Here is an 18063-nt window from a genome sequence, read left to right as displayed (position 1 = left end):
TAGGCCCTTTACAGGTGATGCTTGTAGGTGTCGTAGTCGGCGTCGGGTTCTCCCGTCGGCCGGAAGTACTCGATGTTGTCGATGCCAAAGCCCCACTCCTCGCGGGGTTTCCATACCGCCTCGACGCGCATGCCCATCCGCACCTCGTGCGCGTCGACGTCGGCGACCAGATGCAGGAAGGGGATGTCGGCCCCGTCGAGCAGCACGTAGGCCGCGACGTACGGCGGCTTGATGCGCTGCCCTTGGAAGGGGATGTTGATGATCGCGAACGTCGTCACGGTGCCCTTGTCCGGCAACTCGACGAACTCGGTGGTCGGCTGGCCGGTGGCCGGGTCCGCGCCGTGCGGCGGGAAGTAGACCTTGCCGTTCTTGCCGGTGCGAGCCCCGAGCAGTTTGCCCTGCGCGATGGCGCGCAGGTAGGCGCTTTCCTCGTGGGAGGCGGTGTGCTGAATCGTCAGCGAGATCGGCGTGACGATCATGGTCACCGGGTCTTGTTCGCCCGCGGCCTGCTCGGACACCGGTTCGGCGTCCTCGCCGAGCGCGAAGTAGGCGATGTCGGTGATGGCGCCGACCGGCTCGTCGGCCCAGTGCACGTGCACCCGGGACCCGGTCTTGATGGCCTTGGGTTCGCCGGCGTCCACCGCATGGATCATCGCGGTGTCCGCGCCGTCGAGCTTGATCAGCGCCCAGGCGAACGGGCGGTCCAGCGGCTGGCCCTCCAGCGGCTCCGGTTGCCACGTCCAGGAAACGACGGTGCCGACGCTGGACACCGGTACCATCTCGCCCAGCGGCTCGTAGGTAACCGGGTCATATTCCGCCGGCGGAACGTGAACTCGGCCATCGGATCCGCGCACCCCCAGGATGTGGCGCTCACGCAGTGCGGTGAAGAACTTGCTTAGCGTGGGGCCGACCGAACGGGTGTAGTCGAAAGACAACGTCAGTGGCGCGGAGAGCGGTGGCTCAGGGTGATCCGTCAAGGTCGGGCTGCTCGAGCTGGCTGTCACGCCATCGAGTAGAACAGGTTCTAAGAACGGTTTCAACATCGGGTCGGCCGGAAGGGTCAGTGACATGAAGCTGGGGTTGCAGCTCGGGTATTGGGGCGCTCGGCCGCCGGAGAATCACGCGGAGCTCGTCGCTGCGGCCGAGGACGCCGCGTTCGACGCGGTCTTCACCGCCGAGGCGTGGGGTTCGGACGCGTACACGCCGCTGGCGTGGCTGGGCGCGTCGACGCGCCGGCTCCGGCTGGGCACCTCGGTGATCCAGCTGTCCGCGCGCACCCCGACCGCGACCGCGATGGCCGCGCTCACGCTCGACCACCTCTCCGGGGGCCGGCACATCCTCGGGCTCGGCGTCTCCGGGCCGCAGGTGGTGGAGGGCTGGTACGGGCGGCCGTTCCCCAAGCCGCTGGCCCGCACCCGCGAATACGTCGACATCATGAGGCAGGTGTGGGCGCGGGAGAAGCCGGTGACCAGCGACGGACCGCACTACCCGCTGCCGCTGACCGGGGAGGGGACGACGGGCCTGGGCAAGCCGCTCAAGCCGATCACGCACCCGCTGCGCGCCGACATCCCGGTCATGCTGGGCGCCGAGGGGCCGAAGAACGTGGCGCTGGCCGCCGAGATCTGCGACGGCTGGCTGCCCATCTTCTACACGCCGCGGATGGCGGACACCTACAACGAATGGCTCGACGAGGGGTTCGCGCGACCCGGGGCGCGACGCACCCGCGAGGACTTCGAGATCTGCGCGACCGCCAACATCGTGATCACCGACGACCGGGCCGCGGCCTTCGCGGCGATGAAGCCCTACCTGGCCCTCTACATGGGCGGCATGGGCGCCGAGGACACCAACTTCCACGCCGACGTATACCGCCGGATGGGCTACGCCGAGGTGGTCGACGACGTGACCAAGCTGTTCCGCAGCAACCAGAAGGACAAGGCGGCGTCGATCATCCCCGACGAGGTCGTCGACGACGCCGCGATCGTCGGTGACATCAACTACGTCCGTGAGCAGGTCAAGGTCTGGGAGGCCGCCGGCGTGACCATGATGGTGGTCAACGGGCGCAACGAGGCGCAGATCAGGGAGCTCGCCACGCTGATCTAGCCGATCCTTGCCAGAGGATTAGAACGCGTTCTAGATTGGCCGGATGACAGCCTCGCAGCACACCATCGCGGGCACGGTACTCACGATGCCGGTGCAGATCCGCACGGCAAATCAACACATGGCGATGTTCTCCGTCGACGCCGATGCCGCGCAGCAGATGATCGACTACAGCGGCCTGCGGGTCTGCCGCTACCTTCCCGGCCGCGCGATCGTGGTCCTGATGTTGATGCATTACATCGACGGCGACCTGGGCCAGTACCACGAGTTCGGCACCAGCGTGATGGTCAATCCACCCGGATCGGAGGAAAGCGGGCTGCGGGCCCTGCAGTCGGCCGGCGCGTTCATCCACCACCTCCCCGTCGACCAGGCGTTCACCCTGGAAGCGGGAACCAAGATCTGGGGCTACCCGAAGGTGATGGGCGACTTCACCGTTCGCGAAGGCCGTCAGTTCGGTTTCGACCTCAGCATCGAAGGCCAACCGGTGATCGGCATGGACTTTCGCCGCGGGCTGCCGTTCCGGCTGACCCCCCGCCGGCAGCAGCAGCGCACCTACTCGCACCGCGACGGGATCACCCGCGAAACCGCCTTCGAACACACGCTGGACGGCGTGCGCACTCGATTCGGCGGGGTGAGCGTCCGACTCGGTGATCATCCGTACGCCAAAGAGCTTGCGTCGCTGGGTCTTCCGAAGCGTGCTTTGGTGTCCAGCTCCGTCGACCACGTCCAAATGACCTTCGGTGATGCCCAGGAGATCTCATGACTTCCACGCAATTGGAGACCAGACCCGACGTCGACCTGACCGACGGTGCTTTCTACGCGGGCGATTCGCGGCCCGTCTACCGGTGGATGCGCGAGCACGAGCCGGTCTTCCGGGACCGCAAGGGGCTGGCCGCCGCGTCGACCTATCAGGCCGTGATCGATGCGGAGCGCAACCCCGAGTTGTTCTCCAACGCCGGCGGCATTCGGCCCGACCAAGACGGCGTCGAGATGATGATCGAGATGGACGATCCGCAGCACCTGTTGCGCCGCAAGCTCGTCAACTCCGGTTTCACCCGCAAGCGCGTGAAAGACCTGGAATCCAAGATCGTTTCATTGTGCGACACCCTGATCGACGCGGTGTGCGAACGCGGCGAGTGTGACTTCGTCTGGGACTTGGCCGCGCCGCTGCCGATGGCCGTCATCGGTGACATGCTCGGCGTGCGGCCGGAGGAACGCAAGATGTTCCTCAAATGGTCCGACGACCTGGTGAGCTTCCTGAGCAGCACCGCGGCGCAAGAGGATTTCCAGGTCAGCATGGACGCCTTCGCGGCCTACAGCCAATACATGATGGGGATGATCGAGGCCCGCAAGTCCGAGCCCACCGATGACCTGGTCAGCGTCCTCGTGCACGCGGAGGTCGAGGGCTCAAAGCTGGAGGACCACCAGATCGTCACCGAGGTCCTGCTGCTGTTGATCGGCGGCGACGAGACCACGCGTCACACGCTGTCGGGTGGGACGCGGCAGCTGCTGTTGCACCCCGATCAGCACCGGCGCCTGGCCGGCGACCTGAGCCTGCTGCCCAACGCGATCGAAGAGATGCTCCGCTGGACCGCGCCGGTGAAGAACATGGCACGCACGGTCACCGCGGACACCGAATTCCACGGCACCCGGCTGCACCAGGGCGAGAAGATGATCCTGCTGTTCGAGTCGGCGAACTTCGACGAGAAGGTCTTCGACGACCCGGAGACCTTCAACATCGAGCGCTACCCGAACAACCACCTCGCCTTCGGCTTCGGGACGCACTTCTGCCTCGGTAACCAGCTCGCCCGGCTGGAGCTGTCCATCATGCAGTCGCGGCTGCTGCAGCGCCTCCCCGACATGCGGCTGGCCTCCGACGCCGACCTGCCGCTGCGGCCGGCCAACTTCGTCTCCGGCCTGGAGAAGATGCCGGTGGTGTTCACGCCGAGCGCGCCGATGGGCTGACGCCCAGTCACAGCGGCACCACTGGCCCCTGGCGGAGGCGACAGCCGATGTGCCCGCCTCGTAGCGACAAATCGTTGGCACCCGGCGCGTACGTCGCACCCGTATCGGTGATTGTCGCTATGAGGCGGGCAAAAAGTCGGTCGCCCGGCGCAGAGGCTGGTGTGGCGGGTGTGACTAAAGCCCGTCGGCCTAGCGGTTCTGGAAGTTGGGCTTGCGCTTCTCGGCGAACGCCCGCGGGCCTTCCTTGGCGTCGTCGGACAGGAACACCTTGATGCCGATCTGGGTGTCGATCTTGAAGGCCTCGTTCTCGTGCATGCCCTCGGTCTCGCGGATCGCCCGCAGGATCGCCTGCACGGCCAGCGGGCCGTTGTTCTCGATGATCTCGGCGATCTCGAGCGCCTTGGACAGCGCCTGCCCGTCGGGCACCACATGCCCGATCAGGCCCATCTCCTTGGCTTCGGCGGCGGTGATGTGGCGGCCGGTCAGCAGCAGGTCGCACGCGACCGTGTAGGGAATCTGCCGCACCAGCCGCACGGCCGACCCGCCCATCGGGTACAGGCTCCACTTGGCCTCGGAGATGCCGAACTTGGCGCTCTCGCCGGCGATGCGGATGTCGGTGCCCTGCAGGATCTCGGTGCCGCCGGCGATCGCGGGTCCCTCGACGGCCGCGATGAGCGGCTTGGTCAGCCGGCGGCCCTTGAGCAGGGCGTCGATTCGCGACGGGTCGTAGCTGCCGTCCTTGAACGACTCACCCGGCGGCTTCTTGGTTGCCGCCTTGAGGTCCATGCCGGCGCAGAAGTAGCCACCGGCGCCGGTCAGGATGCAGCAGCGGATGTCCGGATCGTTGTCGACGCGGTCCCAGGCCTGCACCATGATCTCCATCATTTCCGTGCTCAGGGCGTTGCGGGCATGCGGCCGGTTCAGGGTCACGATCAGGGTGTGACCCCGCTGCTCCACCAGGGCGTCCTGACCGGTCTGCTCGTTTGCTGGAGCCCCACCATTCTGCGAAGCCACGGCTACCACCTTTCGGTCGACGTTGGGGGTGAGCTTGTCAAGAAATGTAACACGTTCTAATTTGGTGGCCGTGGCCCTGAATATTGCCGATCTCGCAGAGCACGCCATCGACGCTGTGCCGGACCGTGTCGCCCTGATCTGCGGCGACGAGAAGCTGACCTACGCCGAACTGGAGGAGAAGGCCAACCGCCTGGCCCACTACCTGATCGATCAGGGGGTGAAAAAGGACGACAAGGTCGGGCTGTACTGCCGCAACCGCATCGAGATCGTCATCGCGATGCTCGGGATCGTCAAGGCCGGCGCCATCCTGGTGAACGTCAACTACCGCTACGTCGAGGGTGAGCTTCGCTACCTGTTCGACAACTCCGACATGGTCGCGCTGGTCCACGAGCGGCAGTACTCCGACCGGGTGGCCAACGTGCTGCCGGACACCCCCAACGTCAAGACGATCCTGGTCATCGAGGACGGCTCCGACAACGACTACCAGCGCTACGGCGGCGTCGAGTTCTACTCGGCGATCGCGCAGGGCTCGCCCGAGCGCGACTTCGGCGAGCGCAGCGCGGACGACATCTACCTGCTGTACACCGGCGGCACCACCGGCTTCCCGAAGGGCGTCATGTGGCGCCACGAGGACATCTACCGCGTGCTGTTGGGGGGCACCGACTTCGCCACGGGCGAATTCGTCAAGGACGAGTACGACCTGGCCAGGGGGGCGACCGCCAACCCGCCGATGGTGCGCTACCCGATTCCGCCGATGATCCACGGCGCCACCCAGTCGGCCACCTGGATGTCCATCTTCTCGGGCCAAACCACGGTGCTCGCACCGGAATTCAACGCCGACGAGGTGTGGCGCACGATCCACGAGCACAAGGTGAACCTGCTGTTCTTCACCGGCGACGCGATGGCGCGCCCGCTGCTCGACGCGCTGCTGGCAGCACAGGAAGGGGCAGAAGGCGAAGCATACGACCTGTCGTCGCTGTTCCTGCTCGCCAGCACCGCGGCGCTGTTCTCGCCGAGCATCAAGGAGAAGCTCCTCGAACTGCTGCCCAACCGGGTCATCACCGACTCCATCGGCTCCTCGGAAACCGGATTCGGCGGCACCAGCATCGTCGCCAAGGACGCGCCGCACAGCGGCGGCCCGCGCGTGGCCATCGACCACCGCACCGTCGTGCTCGACGAGGAGGGCAACGAGGTCAAGCCCGGCTCCGGCGTGCGCGGCTTCATCGCGAAGAAGGGCAACATCCCGGTCGGCTACTACAAGGACGAGAAGAAGACCGCCGAAACCTTCAAGACCATCAACGGCATCCGCTACGCGATCCCGGGGGACTGGGCCCTGGTCGAGGAGGACGGCACCGTCACGATGCTGGGCCGCGGCTCGGTGTCGATCAACAGCGGCGGCGAGAAGATCTACCCCGAAGAGGTCGAGGCGGCGCTCAAGGGCCACCCCGACGTGTTCGACGCGCTGGTGGTCGGCGTGCCCGACCCGCGCTACGGACAGCACGTTGCCGCCGTCGTGCAGCCGAGGCCGGGGTCCCGGCCGACGCTGGCGGAACTGGACCGCTTCGTGCGCTCCGAGATCGCGGGATACAAGGTGCCGCGCAGCCTTTGGCTGGTCGACGAGGTCAAGCGCTCGCCCGCGGGCAAGCCGGATTACCGCTGGGCCAAGGAGCAGACCGAGGCGCGGCCCGCCGACGACGTGCACGCCGCTCACGTGAGCGCTTGACCGATTTCGTCAAGCACCACCCGGCGGCCCCGGCCGGCTACTTCGCCTGGGAAGCCGCGGGGCTGCGTTGGCTTTCCGCCGTCGACGGCGGCGTGCCGTGCGCACAGGTGGTTTCCGTCGACGCGACGAGCCTGACCCTGCGGCGCCTTGATTCGGCGCCCCCGACCCCTGAGGCGGCCCTCGCGTTCGGCGGCCGGCTCGCGGTCATGCACGACGCGGGCGCCCCGGCGTTCGGCGCCGGGCCGGACGGCTGGGACGGGCCCGGGTTCTTCGGGCCGCTGTCGCAGCCGCTGCCGATGTCGCTGTGTCGGCATGGCCGCTGGGGCGAGTTCTACGCCGAGGAGCGGCTGGCGCCGATGGCCGAGCTAGCCGCGGCGCGGCTGGACGCCGCCACCCGCCGTGCGATCGATTCCGTGGTAGCGCGTTGCCGCGCGGGCGACTTCGACGACGACGACCCGCCGGCCCGGCTGCACGGCGACCTGTGGGGCGGCAACGTGATGTGGACGCCCGACGGGGTGGTGCTGATCGACCCGGCCGCGCACGCCGGCCATCGCGAGACCGACCTGGCGATGCTCGCGCTGTTCGGCTGCCCGCACCTCGAGGCCGTCCTCGACGGTTACCAGCGGGTGCGGTCGCTGGGACCGGGCTGGCGCGACCGGGTCGGGCTACACCAGCTCTTCCCGCTGCTGGCGCACGTCGTGTTGTTCGGCTCCGGCTACGCGCGGCAGACGCATGCCGCCGCCCGCAGCGCGTTGGCCGCCTGATCTTTCGGTGGCTTACAGTCGTCGCAATGACGATCGACGTGTGGATGCAGCACCCGACGGTGCGATTCCTGGGCAGCGACATGCTGGCCTCGCTGCGGCGCTGGACCGGTGGGTCCATGCCGGACACCGAGATCCCCATCGAGATGACCGTGGCATCGATGGACGCCGCCGGGATCCAACTCGGCTTGCTCAGCGCCTGGCGCGGCCCGCGCGGTCAGGACCTGATCTCCAACGACGAGGTCGCCGAGTGGATTCGCCTGCACCCGAAGCGGTTCGCCGGCCTGGCCACGGTCGACCTCGATCGCCCGATGGAGGCGGTCCGCGAACTGCGGCGGCGGGTCGGCGACGGCTTCGTCGGCCTCCGGGTGGTGCCGTGGCTGTGGGAGGCGCCGCCCACCGATCGCCGCTACTACCCGCTGTACGCCCAGTGCGTGGAGTCCCGGGTGCCGTTTTGCACCCAGGTGGGTCATACCGGCCCCCTGCGGCCCTCGGAGACCGGCCGTCCGATCCCGTACATCGACCAGGTGGCCCTGGACTTCCCGGAACTGGTGATCGTGTGCGGGCACGTCGGCTACCCGTGGACCGAGGAGATGGTCGCCGTCGCCCGCAAGCATGAGAACGTCTACATCGACACGTCGGCCTATACCCTCAAGCGGCTGCCGCCGGAGCTCATCCGTTTCATGAAAACCGGTACGGGGCAACGCAAAGTGCTGTTCGGCACCAACTATCCGATGATCGCGCCCGCCCGCGCGCTGGAGGCCCTGGACGAACTCGGGCTCAGCGAGGACGGGCGCCGCGACTTTCTCCACGCCAACGCCGAACGCGTTTTCAGACTGGAGGCGATCACGTGAACGGTGCCCAGGCGCTGATCAACACCCTGGTCGACGGTGGCGTCGACGTGTGCTTCGCCAACCCGGGCACCTCGGAGATGCACTTCGTGGCCGCGCTGGACACCGTTCCGCGCATGCGCGGCGTGCTGGCCCTGTTCGAGGGTGTCGCGACCGGCGCGGCCGACGGCTACGCCCGCATCGCCGGTCGGCCGGCGGCGGTGCTGCTCCACCTGGGTCCCGGACTGGGCAACGGTCTGGCGAACCTGCACAACGCCCGGCGCGCCCAGGTGCCGATGGTGGTGGTCGTCGGCGACCACGCCACCTATCACAAGAAGTACGACGCCCCTTTGGAATCCGACATCGACGCGCTGGCCGGCACGGTGTCGGGGTGGGTGCGCCGCACCGAACACACCGCCGACGTCGCGTCCGACGCCGCAGAGGCGATCGCCGCCAGCCGCACCGGCCCGCTGATCTCGACGCTGATCCTGCCCGCCGACGTGTCCTGGTCGGACGGGGTGCAATCCGCCGGCGCCCTGCCCGCGCAACCCGCGGGAGCCGAGCCCCGGTTGGCGCTCGAGGTCATCGAGGTGCTGCGCTCGGGGGAACCCACGGTGCTCATGATCGGCGGCGACGCCACCCGCGGGCCTGGCCTCGCCGCCGCGGCTCGGATCGCGCAGGCGACCGGGGCCCGGTTGTTGTGCGAGACGTTCCCGGCGCGGCTGGAGCGCGGCGCGGGCGTCCCCGCGGTCGAGCGACTGGCGTATTTCGCCGAGGCCGCCACCGCCCAGCTGGACGGCGCCAAGCATCTGGTGCTGGCGGGCGCCAAGTCGCCGGTGTCGTTCTTCGCCTACCCGGGCATGCCCAGCGACCTCGTCCCGGCCGGCTGTGAGGTGCATCTGCTCGCGGGCCACAGCGGTGCCGCCGAGGCGCTCGCCGCGGTGGCCGACGAGGTGGCATCCGGAACCGTGGCGCCCGTAGCGGATCCGGCGCGGCCGCAACTGCCGACGGGCGCCCTGACGTCCGCTTCGGCTGCCGACGTGGTCGGGGCGCTGCTGCCGGAGGGGGCGATCGTGGTCGACGAGTCCAACACCTCCGGCGTGCTGCTCGCCCAGGCCACGGCCGGAGCACCGGCCCACGATTGGCTGACGCTGACCGGCGGGGCGATCGGGTACGGCATCCCGGCCGCCGTGGGCGCCGCGGTGGCCGCCCCCGACCGCCCGGTGCTCTGCCTGGAATCCGATGGGTCGGCGATGTACACGATCTCCGGGCTGTGGACCCAGGCGCGGGAAAACTTGAACGTGACCACCGTGATCTACGACAACAGCGCCTACGACATCCTGCGGATCGAGTTGGCGCGGGTAGGAGCCGGATCGGCTCCCGGGCCCAAGGCACTTGACTTACTCGACTTGTCGCGCCCCACAATGGATTTCGTCAAGATCAGCGAGGGGATGGGAGTGCCGGCGCGCCGCGTCACCACCGCCGAGGAACTCGCCGACGCGCTGCGCCACGCCCTGAACGAGGCGGGGCCGCACCTGATCGACGCCGTGGTGCCGTCAATAACGGGCTAGTCCGGGAAGTCGGCTGAGGACCCAGTCCGACATCGTGTTCAGGACGTCGACGCCCGTCTCCAACACGCCGTCGTGCACTTGGGCGGCCACCGCCACTCCCCAGTGTCCCGACGGCGTGGGCACGATGCCGAACTGCCGCACCAGGTAGTCACCGTGCATCCCAGGCCCCCAACCGCCTTTCGCGGCAAAGCCTTTGGCGGCGAGCCCCCAGCGATGGCCGCTGGTGAGCCGCTGCATCATGTCGATCACGTCGGCCGAACCGGGGATCGACGCCAGCTCGGCCGCGAACCGGGCCTGCCGCTGCAGGGTCCACTGCGTTTGGCCGAACGCGGTGTATCCCCGCCGAAGCCGGCGCGATTCGACCACCGTGGCGGTATCACCCCCTTCGGCGATCACACCTTGCACCCGCCGTGCCGCTTCCTCCGGATCGCCCAAGTGGGACCACAATTGCTCGGACGCACGGTTGTCGGACTCCGTGATCGCCATGACCGCGAGGTCCTTGGCGCGCAGCCAATCGCTGCGCAGCGCCGCGATCGCCAGCGGCACCTTGATCGTCGACCATGCGACGCCGGACCACCAGCGGCCCAGCGAGTAGGTGCGATCCGGTCGGGCGATCGCGACGCCGACGTCCGCCGCCACGGCGGCGGACAGCTGATCGAAGCTCGCTTCGAGCGCGGTCTCCAGGGGCCGAGAAGTCATGCGCTGATCGGACCAACCATCGCGCCTCCTTCGGTCCCGGCATGTCGGTGCCCCGTCGCATTATCGTCGACAGCCGCGACGCGCAGCGCCAGAAGGGCGACGGCGCGCCGCTACCTCGGCGGCAGTGGCGGCAGTGGTGGTGCCTCGTCCTGCGGGGGAGGCTGCCACGGTTCGCGTTCCGGCATCTGCGGCGCCCACACCAGCGGCGGTGGCGGCGGTAGGGGAGGCGGCGGCGGCGCCGGCTCTCCCGCCGCGCAACCGGCACCGAACCCGAACGCGGCAGCGCCGAGTGACGCGACAAGGGCGACGCCGGCGATCACCTCACGTATCTGCATCAAGCACCGGCCTTTCCCTTGCCGTTTGCGGCTGGATCCGTACCACGGGATCTTCGCAGTCGACACCCTGCGCCGCCAACTGGCGCTTGAGCACCTTGAAGGTCACCGTGCGCGGGAGTTCCCGGCTGACCCGGACGTACGACGGCCACTGCTTGGGCCCGAGGTCGGGCTGTCCGGCCAGGAATCCGCGGAACTTCTCCGCGTCGAATTCGGCCCCGGGCGCCATCACCACCGCGGCCATGACCTGGTCACCGACCACCGGATCCGGCACCGCGTACACGGCCGCCTCCGTCACGTCGGGATGGCGCAGCAGCACCCGCTCGATCGGCGCGGCGCCCAGGTTTTCACCGTCGACCCGCATCCAATCACCAAGCCGCCCGGCGAAGTACGCGTAGCCGGCGTCGTCCCGGTAGGCGAGGTCGCCGCTGTGGTACACCCCGCCGGCCATCCGCTCGGCCTCGGCGGCCTCGTCGTTGTAGTAACCCTCGAAACGGCCCGGCCCGGCGGTGTTCACCAACTCGCCGATAACTCCCGGCGCGCAGGGCTCACCGGTGTCGGGGCCGACGATCTCGACACCCTCGGGCAGCGGTCCCAGCGCCCCGTCCGGGGTGTCGGGGGTGCGCGCGATCGCCACCCCGCCCTCGGTGGAACCGAAGCCGTCCTGCACGACGCAGCCGAACCGGCGCGCGAAGCGTTCGACATCGCGGGGCACACCCTCGTTGCCGTACACCGCGCGCAGGGGATTGTCCGCATCGTCGGGCCGCTCGGGTGTGGCGAGCACATACGACAGCGGCTTGCCGACGTAGTTGGCGTAGGTGGCGCCGAAGCGGCGCACGTCCCCCAGGAAGTTGGATGCCGAGAACTTGCGCCGCAATGCCAATGAGCCCCGGCAGGCCGCCGCCACCGCCCAGCCGACCAGCACCGCGTTGGAATGAAACAGCGGCATCGACACATAGCAGACGTCGTCGCGCCCGAGGTTGAATCGCTGGGTCATCGTCACCCCCGCGATTGCAACCTTGCCGTGGCTGCACTTCACCGCCTTCGGCTCGCCACTGGTGCCCGAGGTGAAGATCAGCATGAAAAGATCGGTGGCCGTAGCGGATTGGAAAGTCGGCTGGGCATCCCGATGCGCGGCCACCTCGTCGGCCCACTCGGCGGAATCGACGTTGACGTGGGCGATGTCGCCCAACGCGGCAGCCGAATTCGAGTCGGCCAGCACCAGTTGGCAATCGGCGTGGGCGATGTCGCGGCCCAGCGCGTCGCCGCGGCGTACCGGGTTGAGCCCCACCGGCACGATCCCGGTCATGCCGGCCGCCACCAGCATCGCCGAGAAGAACGGGGTGTTCTCCAGCAGCACCCCGACATGCGGTGGCGCGGCGGGGTCGAGGCGGGCGCGCAGCGCCGCCGCGATCGCGGCACCGTGGCGCAGGTGATCACGCCAGCTGGTGTACGAATCCTCGAAGTAGACGCCCCGGTCGTCGATCTCAGCAAGCGGTACCAGCAGTTTGGTGACCGTCGGATCGGCCGGCAGGTTCAACAACGCGCCTAGGCCGGGGTTTCGGCCAGCTCGCGACCGATCCGGCGCAGCTGACCGGTGGCACCGCCCAACGCGAACTCGGCCTCCTTGGCGGCCAGGAAGTAGCGGTGCACCGGGTGATCGGTGTCCACGCCGACGCCGCCGTGCACGTGCACGATGGTGTGCGCCACCCGGTGCCCCGCGTCGGCGGCCCAGAACGCGGCGCTGGCCACGTCGATGTCGGCCGGGACGTCCTCGGAGACCTTCCACGCCGCCTGAGTGAGCGTGAGCCGCAAGCCTTTGACGTCGATGTAGCCATCGGCCAGCCGCTGTGACACCGCCTGGAAGCTGCCGATCGGACGGTCGAACTGCTCGCGCTCGCGGGCGTACTCGGCGGTAAGCTGCAGTCCGCGTTCGAGCACTCCGAGCTGGAAGGCGCTGCGGCCCAAGGCCGCAAGCGTGTCGAGCCAGACGACGACCTCGGCGCCGCCGAGCATCCGGGTCCCGTCGACTCCGGTACCGTCCAGCGCCAGGTGCCCGACGCTGCCCAGGCCGGTGGTCTCCATCGCGGTCACCGAGACCCCGGGATCGTCGGCGGCGACAAGGAAAACGGCCGTGCCGGAGTCGGTCTCGGCCGGAACGAGAAACGCGTCGGCGACCGGCCCGAAGCCGACCTGGGTGCGGGTGCCGGTGAGGCGGTAGCCGTCACCGGCGCGGGTGGCCCGCACCGGTCCCTCACCCATCTCGCCGAGGAGCGCGACGGTGAGGACCTTCTCGCCGCTGACGGCCGGGGTGCCCCAATCCTGTTGCAGTTCTTCGGTGCCGAAGCGGGCCAACGCGCCGGCACCCAGCATCACCGACTCCAGATACGGAACGGCCGCCAGCTGGTGCCCCAACGCCACCAGGATCGCGACCTGCTCGAGCACCCCGAATCCGTCGCCGCCGACCGGGGTGGCCGCCGCGCTGGTCAGGATGCCGGCGTCGATGAGCTTGCCCCAGAGCTCGCGGTCGAACCTCTGGTCGAGCTTGTCGAGTTCACGCTGGTGCTCCGGCGTGCACACCGAGTTCACGATCGTGTCGACCAGGCCACCGAGATCGTTCGCCGCTTCGGTAGTCGAAAAATCCATCGATGTTCGTCCTTACGAGTGGGAGTTCAGCGGTTTCGGGGCAGTCCCAGCGCGACCATCCCGATGATGTCGCGCTGCACTTCGTTGGTGCCGCCGCCGAAGGTCAGGATCAGGCAGGCGCGGTGCATCCGCTCGACCCGGCCGCGTAGCAACGCGCCCGGCGAATCCTGGCGCACGGTCGCCGCGGTCCCCAGCACCTCCATCAGCAGCCGGTAGGCCTCGGTGGCCAGCTCGGTGCCGTACACCTTGGCCGCCGATGCGTCGGCCGGCCCCAGCGAGTCGTTGGCCGACGACGCCAGCTCCCAGTTGATCAGCTTGAGCACCTCGGCCTTGGCGTGCACGCGGGCCAGGTTGATCTGCACCCACTCCGAGTCGATCAGCCGGGCGCCGCTGGAATCCTTGGTGTTCTGCGCCCATTCGCGGACCTCGCGCAGCGCCATGAAGATGGGCGCCGGCGACACCAGGGCAACGCGCTCGTGGTTGAGCTGGTTGGTCACCAGCTTCCAGCCGCCGTTCTCCTCGCCGATCAGGTTGGTCACCGGCACCCGCACGTCGGAGTAATAGGTCGCGCTGGTGTCCGGCCCGGCCATGGTGTGCACGGGTGTCCAGGAGAAGCCCTCGGCGGTCGTCGGCACGACCAGCATCGAGATGCCGCGGTGCTTCTTCGCCTCCGGGTTGGTGCGGACCGCGAGCCAGACCCAGTCGGCGTAGGCGATCAGGCTGGTCCACATCTTCTGTCCGTTGATGACGTAGTCGTCGCCGTCGCGCACCGCGGTGGTGCGCAGGTTGGCCAGGTCGGTGCCGGCGCCCGGCTCCGAGTAGCCGATGGAGAAGTGCAGCTCACCGGCGGCGATCTTGGGCAGGAAGAATTTCTTCTGCTCGTCGGTGCCGAAGGCCATGATCGTCGGCGCCACACTGTTGATCGTCAAAAACGGCACCGGGGCGCCGGCGATGGCCGCCTCATCGGTGAAGATCAGGGAGTCCATCGGGGAGCGGTCCTGCCCGCCGTACTCCTTGGGCCAGTTCAGGGTCAGCCACCCGTCCTTGCCCATCTGCGCGACGGTCTCGCGATAGACGTTGCCGGTCCCGTACTCGCCCTGGACCGAGCTCAGCGCCTCGCGACGCTCCGGCGTCATCAGCGTGGTGAAGTACGACCGCAGTTCGCGACGCAGCTCCTCTTGCTCAGGGGTGTAACTGATGCGCATTCCAGCAGTCCTTTGTTAACGTGACACGCCTCGATTAGCCGACGGTACTCGGCCGACAACTACCCATTCGTCTTCCCGGTTGTAACACGTTCTAGTCTGAGATTCCAGCGACCGTTTCCCCAGCGGTATCGGGGCCCTATGGTGGACCTACATACTGATGGGGCGTGTCCTCGGGTTGAAGGCCAGGTGCAAGGAGGGTGCTGTGCGGGTGATCGTCGACCGGGACCGGTGTGAAGGCAACGCCGTGTGCATGGGAATCGCGCCGGATATCTTCGATCTGGACGACGAGGATTACGCGGTCGTGAAGCTCGACCCGATTCCCCCCGACCAGGAGCAGCTGGCCGAGCGGGCGATCGCCGAATGCCCGCGCGCCGCGCTGTTGCGGGGCGAGTAACCCGAGCCCGAGTGCGCCACCAGAAACTAGAGGTATTCATAAATTGACTAGCAGCACGAACGCGACCGATCTATCCGGGCGGGTCGCGGTGGTGACCGGTGCCGCCGCGGGACTGGGGCGGGCCGAGGCTCTCGGCCTGGCCCGGCTCGGTGCCACCGTGGTGGTCAACGACATCGCCGCCGCGCTGGATGCCTCCGACGTCATCGACGAGATCAACTCGGCCGGTTCGAAGGCCGTCGCGGTCGCCGGCGACATCAGCGAGCGCGCGACCGCCGACGAGCTGGTCGCCCAGGCCGACAGCCTGGGCGGGTTGGACGTGGTGGTCAACAACGCAGGGATCACCCGTGACCGGATGCTGTTCAACATGTCCGACGAGGAATGGGATCTGGTCATCGCCGTGCATCTGCGGGGCCACTTCCTGCTGACCCGCAACGCGGCCACCTACTGGCGCTCGAAGGCCAAGGAAGCGGGCGGAACCGTCTTCGGCCGCCTGGTCAACACCGCGTCCGAGGCCGGGCTGGTCGGCCCGGTCGGGCAGGCCAACTATGGGGCGGCCAAGGCCGGCATCATCTCGCTCACCCTGACGGCCGCCCGGGCGCTGGGCCGCTACGGCGTGTGCGCCAACGCGATCTGTCCGCGCGCCCGCACCGCGATGACGGCCGACGTCTTCGGCGCCGCACCGGAAGTGGAGCCGGGCGGGATCGACCCGCTGTCGCCCGAGCACGTCGTCAGCCTGGTCAAGTTCTTGTCATCGCCGGCCGCCGCAGAAGTCAACGGTCAGGTCTTTATTGTTTACGGGCCGCGGGTGACACTGGTTGCGGCGCCGACCGCGGAGCACCAATTCAGCGCCGAGGGGCCGGCCTGGGATCCCGCACAACTGAGCGCGACGCTGCGCGAGTACTTTGCTGGGCGGGATCCGGAGCGGAACTTTTCCGCGGTCGGACTGATGGAGCAATAACCGTGTGAGGTTACTTTGTGGGGGGGGAATCGGCAGGTAGAACGTGTGTCAGTTTGGAATGCAGTAACGGTGTCTGACCTGGCAAATTAACGTTTTGGACAAAGAAATGCTCTTCATTGACACCGTTAACTTGTTCTGAGTTAATATGATCCGGCTCACACCGAGCCGCATGCGACGGAAGACAGCGCAAAGGCGACGCATAGCCTTCGCCGCGAGCAGCCGAGGGGGAGAGTCGAGTTGATGCAACAACTTGCGGTTCCCGCCCGTGCCGTCGGCGGGTTCTTCGAAATGATGATCGACACCGGCCGCGAGACTTTTCGCCGGCCGTTCCAGTTGAGCGAGTTCCTGGAACAGACCTGGATGATCGCGCGCGTGTCGTTGGTCCCAACCCTGCTGGTGTCGATCCCGTTCACCGTGCTGGTGGCGTTCACCCTCAATATCCTGCTGCGCGAAATCGGCGCCGCCGACTTGTCCGGCGCCGGAACGGCGTTCGGCACCATCACCCAGTTGGGTCCGGTGGTGACCGTGCTCGTCGTGGCCGGTGCGGGAGCCACGGCGATCTGCGCCGACCTGGGCGCTCGGACCATCCGCGAAGAGATCGACGCGATGCGGGTGCTGGGCATCGACCCGATCCACCGGCTGGTGGTTCCCCGCGTGCTGGCCTCCACCGTCGTCGCGCTCTTGCTGAACGGCCTGGTGTGCGCAATCGGCTTGTCCGGTGGCTACGTGTTCTCCGTCTTCTTGCAGGGCGTCAACCCCGGGGCGTTCATCAACGGGTTGACCGTCCTGACCGGCCTGCGGGAGCTGGTGCTCGCCGAGGTCAAGGCGCTGCTGTTCGGGGTCATGGCCGGGCTGGTCGGTTGCTACCGCGGGCTGACCGTCAAGGGCGGACCCAAGGGCGTCGGCAACGCGGTCAACGAAACCGTCGTCTACGCATTCATCTGTCTGTTCGTCATCAACGTGGTGATGACGGCCATCGGTGTACGGATCTCGGCGAAGTGAGTACTCGATGAGCTACGACGTCACCTACCGGCTGCGGAACCTCGCCCTACGGTTCCAGGAGCCGGTCGACGACTTCGGTGAGCAGGCCTTGTTCTACGGCCAGACGGTGCGTCACGTGCCCCACGCGATCACCAAATACCGCAAAGAGACGGTCCGGCTGATCGCCGAGATGACGATGGGCGCCGGGGCGCTGGTCATGATCGGCGGCACGGTCGGCGTCGCGGCCTTCCTGACGTTGGCGTCCGGCGGGGTCATCGCCGTGCAGGGGTACTCCTCGCTGGGAAACATCGGCATCGAGGCGCTGACCGGTTTCTTGTCGGCGTTTCTCAACGTCCGGGTGGTCGCGCCGGTGATCGCGGGCATCGCGCTGGCGGCCACGATCGGCGCCGGCGCCACCGCGCAATTGGGCGCCATGCGGGTGTCCGAGGAGATCGACGCGGTCGAATGCATGGCGGTGGAATCGGTGTCCTACCTGGTGTCCACCCGGCTGATCGCCGGCCTCATCGCGATCATCCCGCTGTATTCGCTGTCGGTGCTGGCCGCGTTCTTCGCTGCCCGGTTCACCACGGTGTACATCAACGGGCAGTCCAAAGGCCTCTACGACCACTACTTCAATACGTTCCTCATCCCGTCGGACCTGCTGTGGTCGTTCCTGCAGGCGATCGTCATGTCCATCGCGGTGATGCTCGTCCATACCTATTACGGCTACAACGCCAGCGGCGGCCCGGTCGGCGTCGGGATCGCGGTCGGTCAGGCCGTGCGGACGTCGCTGATCGTCGTCGTCGTCATCACCTTGTTCATCTCACTCGCTGTCTACGGCGCGTCCGGTAACTTCAACCTCTCCGGGTAAGAGGACCGCTTAAAGA

General features: G+C 68.0%; 18 protein-coding genes. 11 read left to right on the top strand and 7 right to left on the bottom strand.

Annotated elements, in window-relative coordinates:
- Positions 1-8: 8 nt before the first annotated feature.
- The gene (locus tag G6N51_RS16245; RefSeq protein ID WP_083167730.1) at positions 9-1004 is read right to left on the bottom strand and encodes a Zn-ribbon domain-containing OB-fold protein; all 996 of its coding nucleotides are present in this window, start codon (positions 1002-1004) and stop codon (positions 9-11) included.
- Positions 1005-1068: 64 nt separating this feature from the next.
- On the opposite strand from G6N51_RS16245, the gene G6N51_RS16240 reads away from it, so the two are divergent.
- Genes G6N51_RS16240 through G6N51_RS16230 form a run of 3 tightly spaced genes read left to right on the top strand, consistent with a single transcriptional unit; the run spans position 1069 to position 4062 of the window.
- Complete coding sequence (locus G6N51_RS16240; RefSeq protein ID WP_083167734.1) at positions 1069-2100, top strand: LLM class F420-dependent oxidoreductase; 1032 nt, start codon at positions 1069-1071, stop codon at positions 2098-2100.
- A gap of 43 nt (positions 2101-2143) precedes the next feature.
- Positions 2144-2860 carry an acetoacetate decarboxylase family protein gene (locus tag G6N51_RS16235; RefSeq protein WP_083167738.1) on the top strand — a complete coding sequence of 239 codons (717 nt, stop codon included), beginning with the start codon at positions 2144-2146 and terminating at the stop codon, positions 2858-2860.
- Complete coding sequence (locus G6N51_RS16230) at positions 2857-4062, top strand: cytochrome P450 (protein ID WP_083167742.1); 1206 nt, start codon at positions 2857-2859, stop codon at positions 4060-4062. Before G6N51_RS16235 ends, G6N51_RS16230 begins: the two co-directional genes overlap by 4 nt.
- Positions 4063-4251: 189 nt before the next feature.
- On the opposite strand, the gene G6N51_RS16225 is transcribed toward G6N51_RS16230, so the two are convergent.
- A complete protein-coding gene (locus G6N51_RS16225; protein ID WP_083167747.1) occupies positions 4252-5076 on the bottom strand; it encodes a crotonase/enoyl-CoA hydratase family protein in 825 nt (274 codons plus the stop codon).
- Positions 5077-5140: 64 nt separating this feature from the next.
- Between G6N51_RS16225 and G6N51_RS16220 the strand changes: the two genes are divergently transcribed.
- Genes G6N51_RS16220 through G6N51_RS16205 form a run of 4 tightly spaced genes read left to right on the top strand, consistent with a single transcriptional unit; the run spans position 5141 to position 9961 of the window.
- The gene (locus G6N51_RS16220) at positions 5141-6799 is read left to right on the top strand and encodes an acyl-CoA synthetase (protein WP_083167751.1); all 1659 of its coding nucleotides are present in this window, start codon (positions 5141-5143) and stop codon (positions 6797-6799) included.
- Positions 6796-7563, top strand: coding sequence for a fructosamine kinase family protein (locus G6N51_RS16215; RefSeq protein WP_083167756.1), 768 nt, complete (start codon positions 6796-6798; stop codon positions 7561-7563). Before G6N51_RS16220 ends, G6N51_RS16215 begins: the two co-directional genes overlap by 4 nt.
- Before the next feature lie 26 nt (positions 7564-7589).
- On the top strand, positions 7590-8414 hold the full coding sequence (locus tag G6N51_RS16210) for an amidohydrolase family protein (RefSeq protein ID WP_083167760.1): 825 nt from the start codon (positions 7590-7592) through the stop codon (positions 8412-8414).
- Positions 8411-9961, top strand: a complete 1551-nt coding sequence (locus G6N51_RS16205; RefSeq protein ID WP_083167765.1) for an acetolactate synthase large subunit — start codon at positions 8411-8413, stop codon at positions 9959-9961. The genes G6N51_RS16210 and G6N51_RS16205 overlap by 4 nt, the downstream gene beginning before the upstream one ends.
- Here the strand turns inward: G6N51_RS16205 and G6N51_RS16200 are convergent.
- The 5 genes from G6N51_RS16200 to G6N51_RS16180 all read right to left on the bottom strand — a co-directional run bounded on the left by G6N51_RS16200 (position 9947) and on the right by G6N51_RS16180 (position 14843).
- The gene (locus tag G6N51_RS16200; RefSeq protein WP_083167769.1) at positions 9947-10660 is read right to left on the bottom strand and encodes a serine hydrolase; all 714 of its coding nucleotides are present in this window, start codon (positions 10658-10660) and stop codon (positions 9947-9949) included. The two genes, G6N51_RS16205 and G6N51_RS16200, sit on opposite strands and share 15 nt — an antisense overlap.
- A 110-nt stretch (positions 10661-10770) precedes the next feature.
- The gene (locus G6N51_RS16195) at positions 10771-10995 is read right to left on the bottom strand and encodes a hypothetical protein (protein WP_083167773.1); all 225 of its coding nucleotides are present in this window, start codon (positions 10993-10995) and stop codon (positions 10771-10773) included.
- A complete protein-coding gene (fadD17, locus tag G6N51_RS16190; RefSeq protein WP_142274828.1) occupies positions 10982-12526 on the bottom strand; it encodes a long-chain-fatty-acid--CoA ligase FadD17 in 1545 nt (514 codons plus the stop codon). Before fadD17 ends, G6N51_RS16195 begins: the two co-directional genes overlap by 14 nt.
- Before the next feature lie 14 nt (positions 12527-12540).
- Positions 12541-13638: an acyl-CoA dehydrogenase family protein gene (locus G6N51_RS16185; protein WP_083167777.1), complete on the bottom strand. Its 1098-nt coding sequence runs from the start codon at positions 13636-13638 to the stop codon at positions 12541-12543.
- A gap of 26 nt (positions 13639-13664) precedes the next feature.
- A complete protein-coding gene (locus G6N51_RS16180; RefSeq protein WP_083167781.1) occupies positions 13665-14843 on the bottom strand; it encodes an acyl-CoA dehydrogenase in 1179 nt (392 codons plus the stop codon).
- Positions 14844-15045: 202 nt separating this feature from the next.
- Between G6N51_RS16180 and G6N51_RS16175 the strand changes: the two genes are divergently transcribed.
- The 4 genes from G6N51_RS16175 (at position 15046) to G6N51_RS16160 (ending at position 18047) form a co-directional block, all read left to right on the top strand.
- Positions 15046-15237 carry a ferredoxin gene (locus G6N51_RS16175; RefSeq protein WP_083167786.1) on the top strand — a complete coding sequence of 64 codons (192 nt, stop codon included), beginning with the start codon at positions 15046-15048 and terminating at the stop codon, positions 15235-15237.
- Between the two features lie 43 nt (positions 15238-15280).
- Positions 15281-16195, top strand: a complete 915-nt coding sequence (locus tag G6N51_RS16170) for a 3-oxoacyl-ACP reductase (protein ID WP_083167790.1) — start codon at positions 15281-15283, stop codon at positions 16193-16195.
- Positions 16196-16432: 237 nt separating this feature from the next.
- Positions 16433-17197, top strand: coding sequence for an MlaE family ABC transporter permease (locus G6N51_RS16165; protein ID WP_083167801.1), 765 nt, complete (start codon positions 16433-16435; stop codon positions 17195-17197).
- 7 nt (positions 17198-17204) lie between these two features.
- Complete coding sequence (locus G6N51_RS16160; protein ID WP_083167805.1) at positions 17205-18047, top strand: MlaE family ABC transporter permease; 843 nt, start codon at positions 17205-17207, stop codon at positions 18045-18047.
- The last annotated feature ends 16 nt before the right edge of the window (positions 18048-18063 follow it).

Source organism: Mycobacterium paraseoulense, assembly GCF_010731655.1.
GTDB lineage: Bacteria > Actinomycetota > Actinomycetes > Mycobacteriales > Mycobacteriaceae > Mycobacterium > Mycobacterium paraseoulense.
Note: the sequence above shows the minus strand (reverse complement) of the source record. Positions and strands in the feature narration are given on the sequence as shown.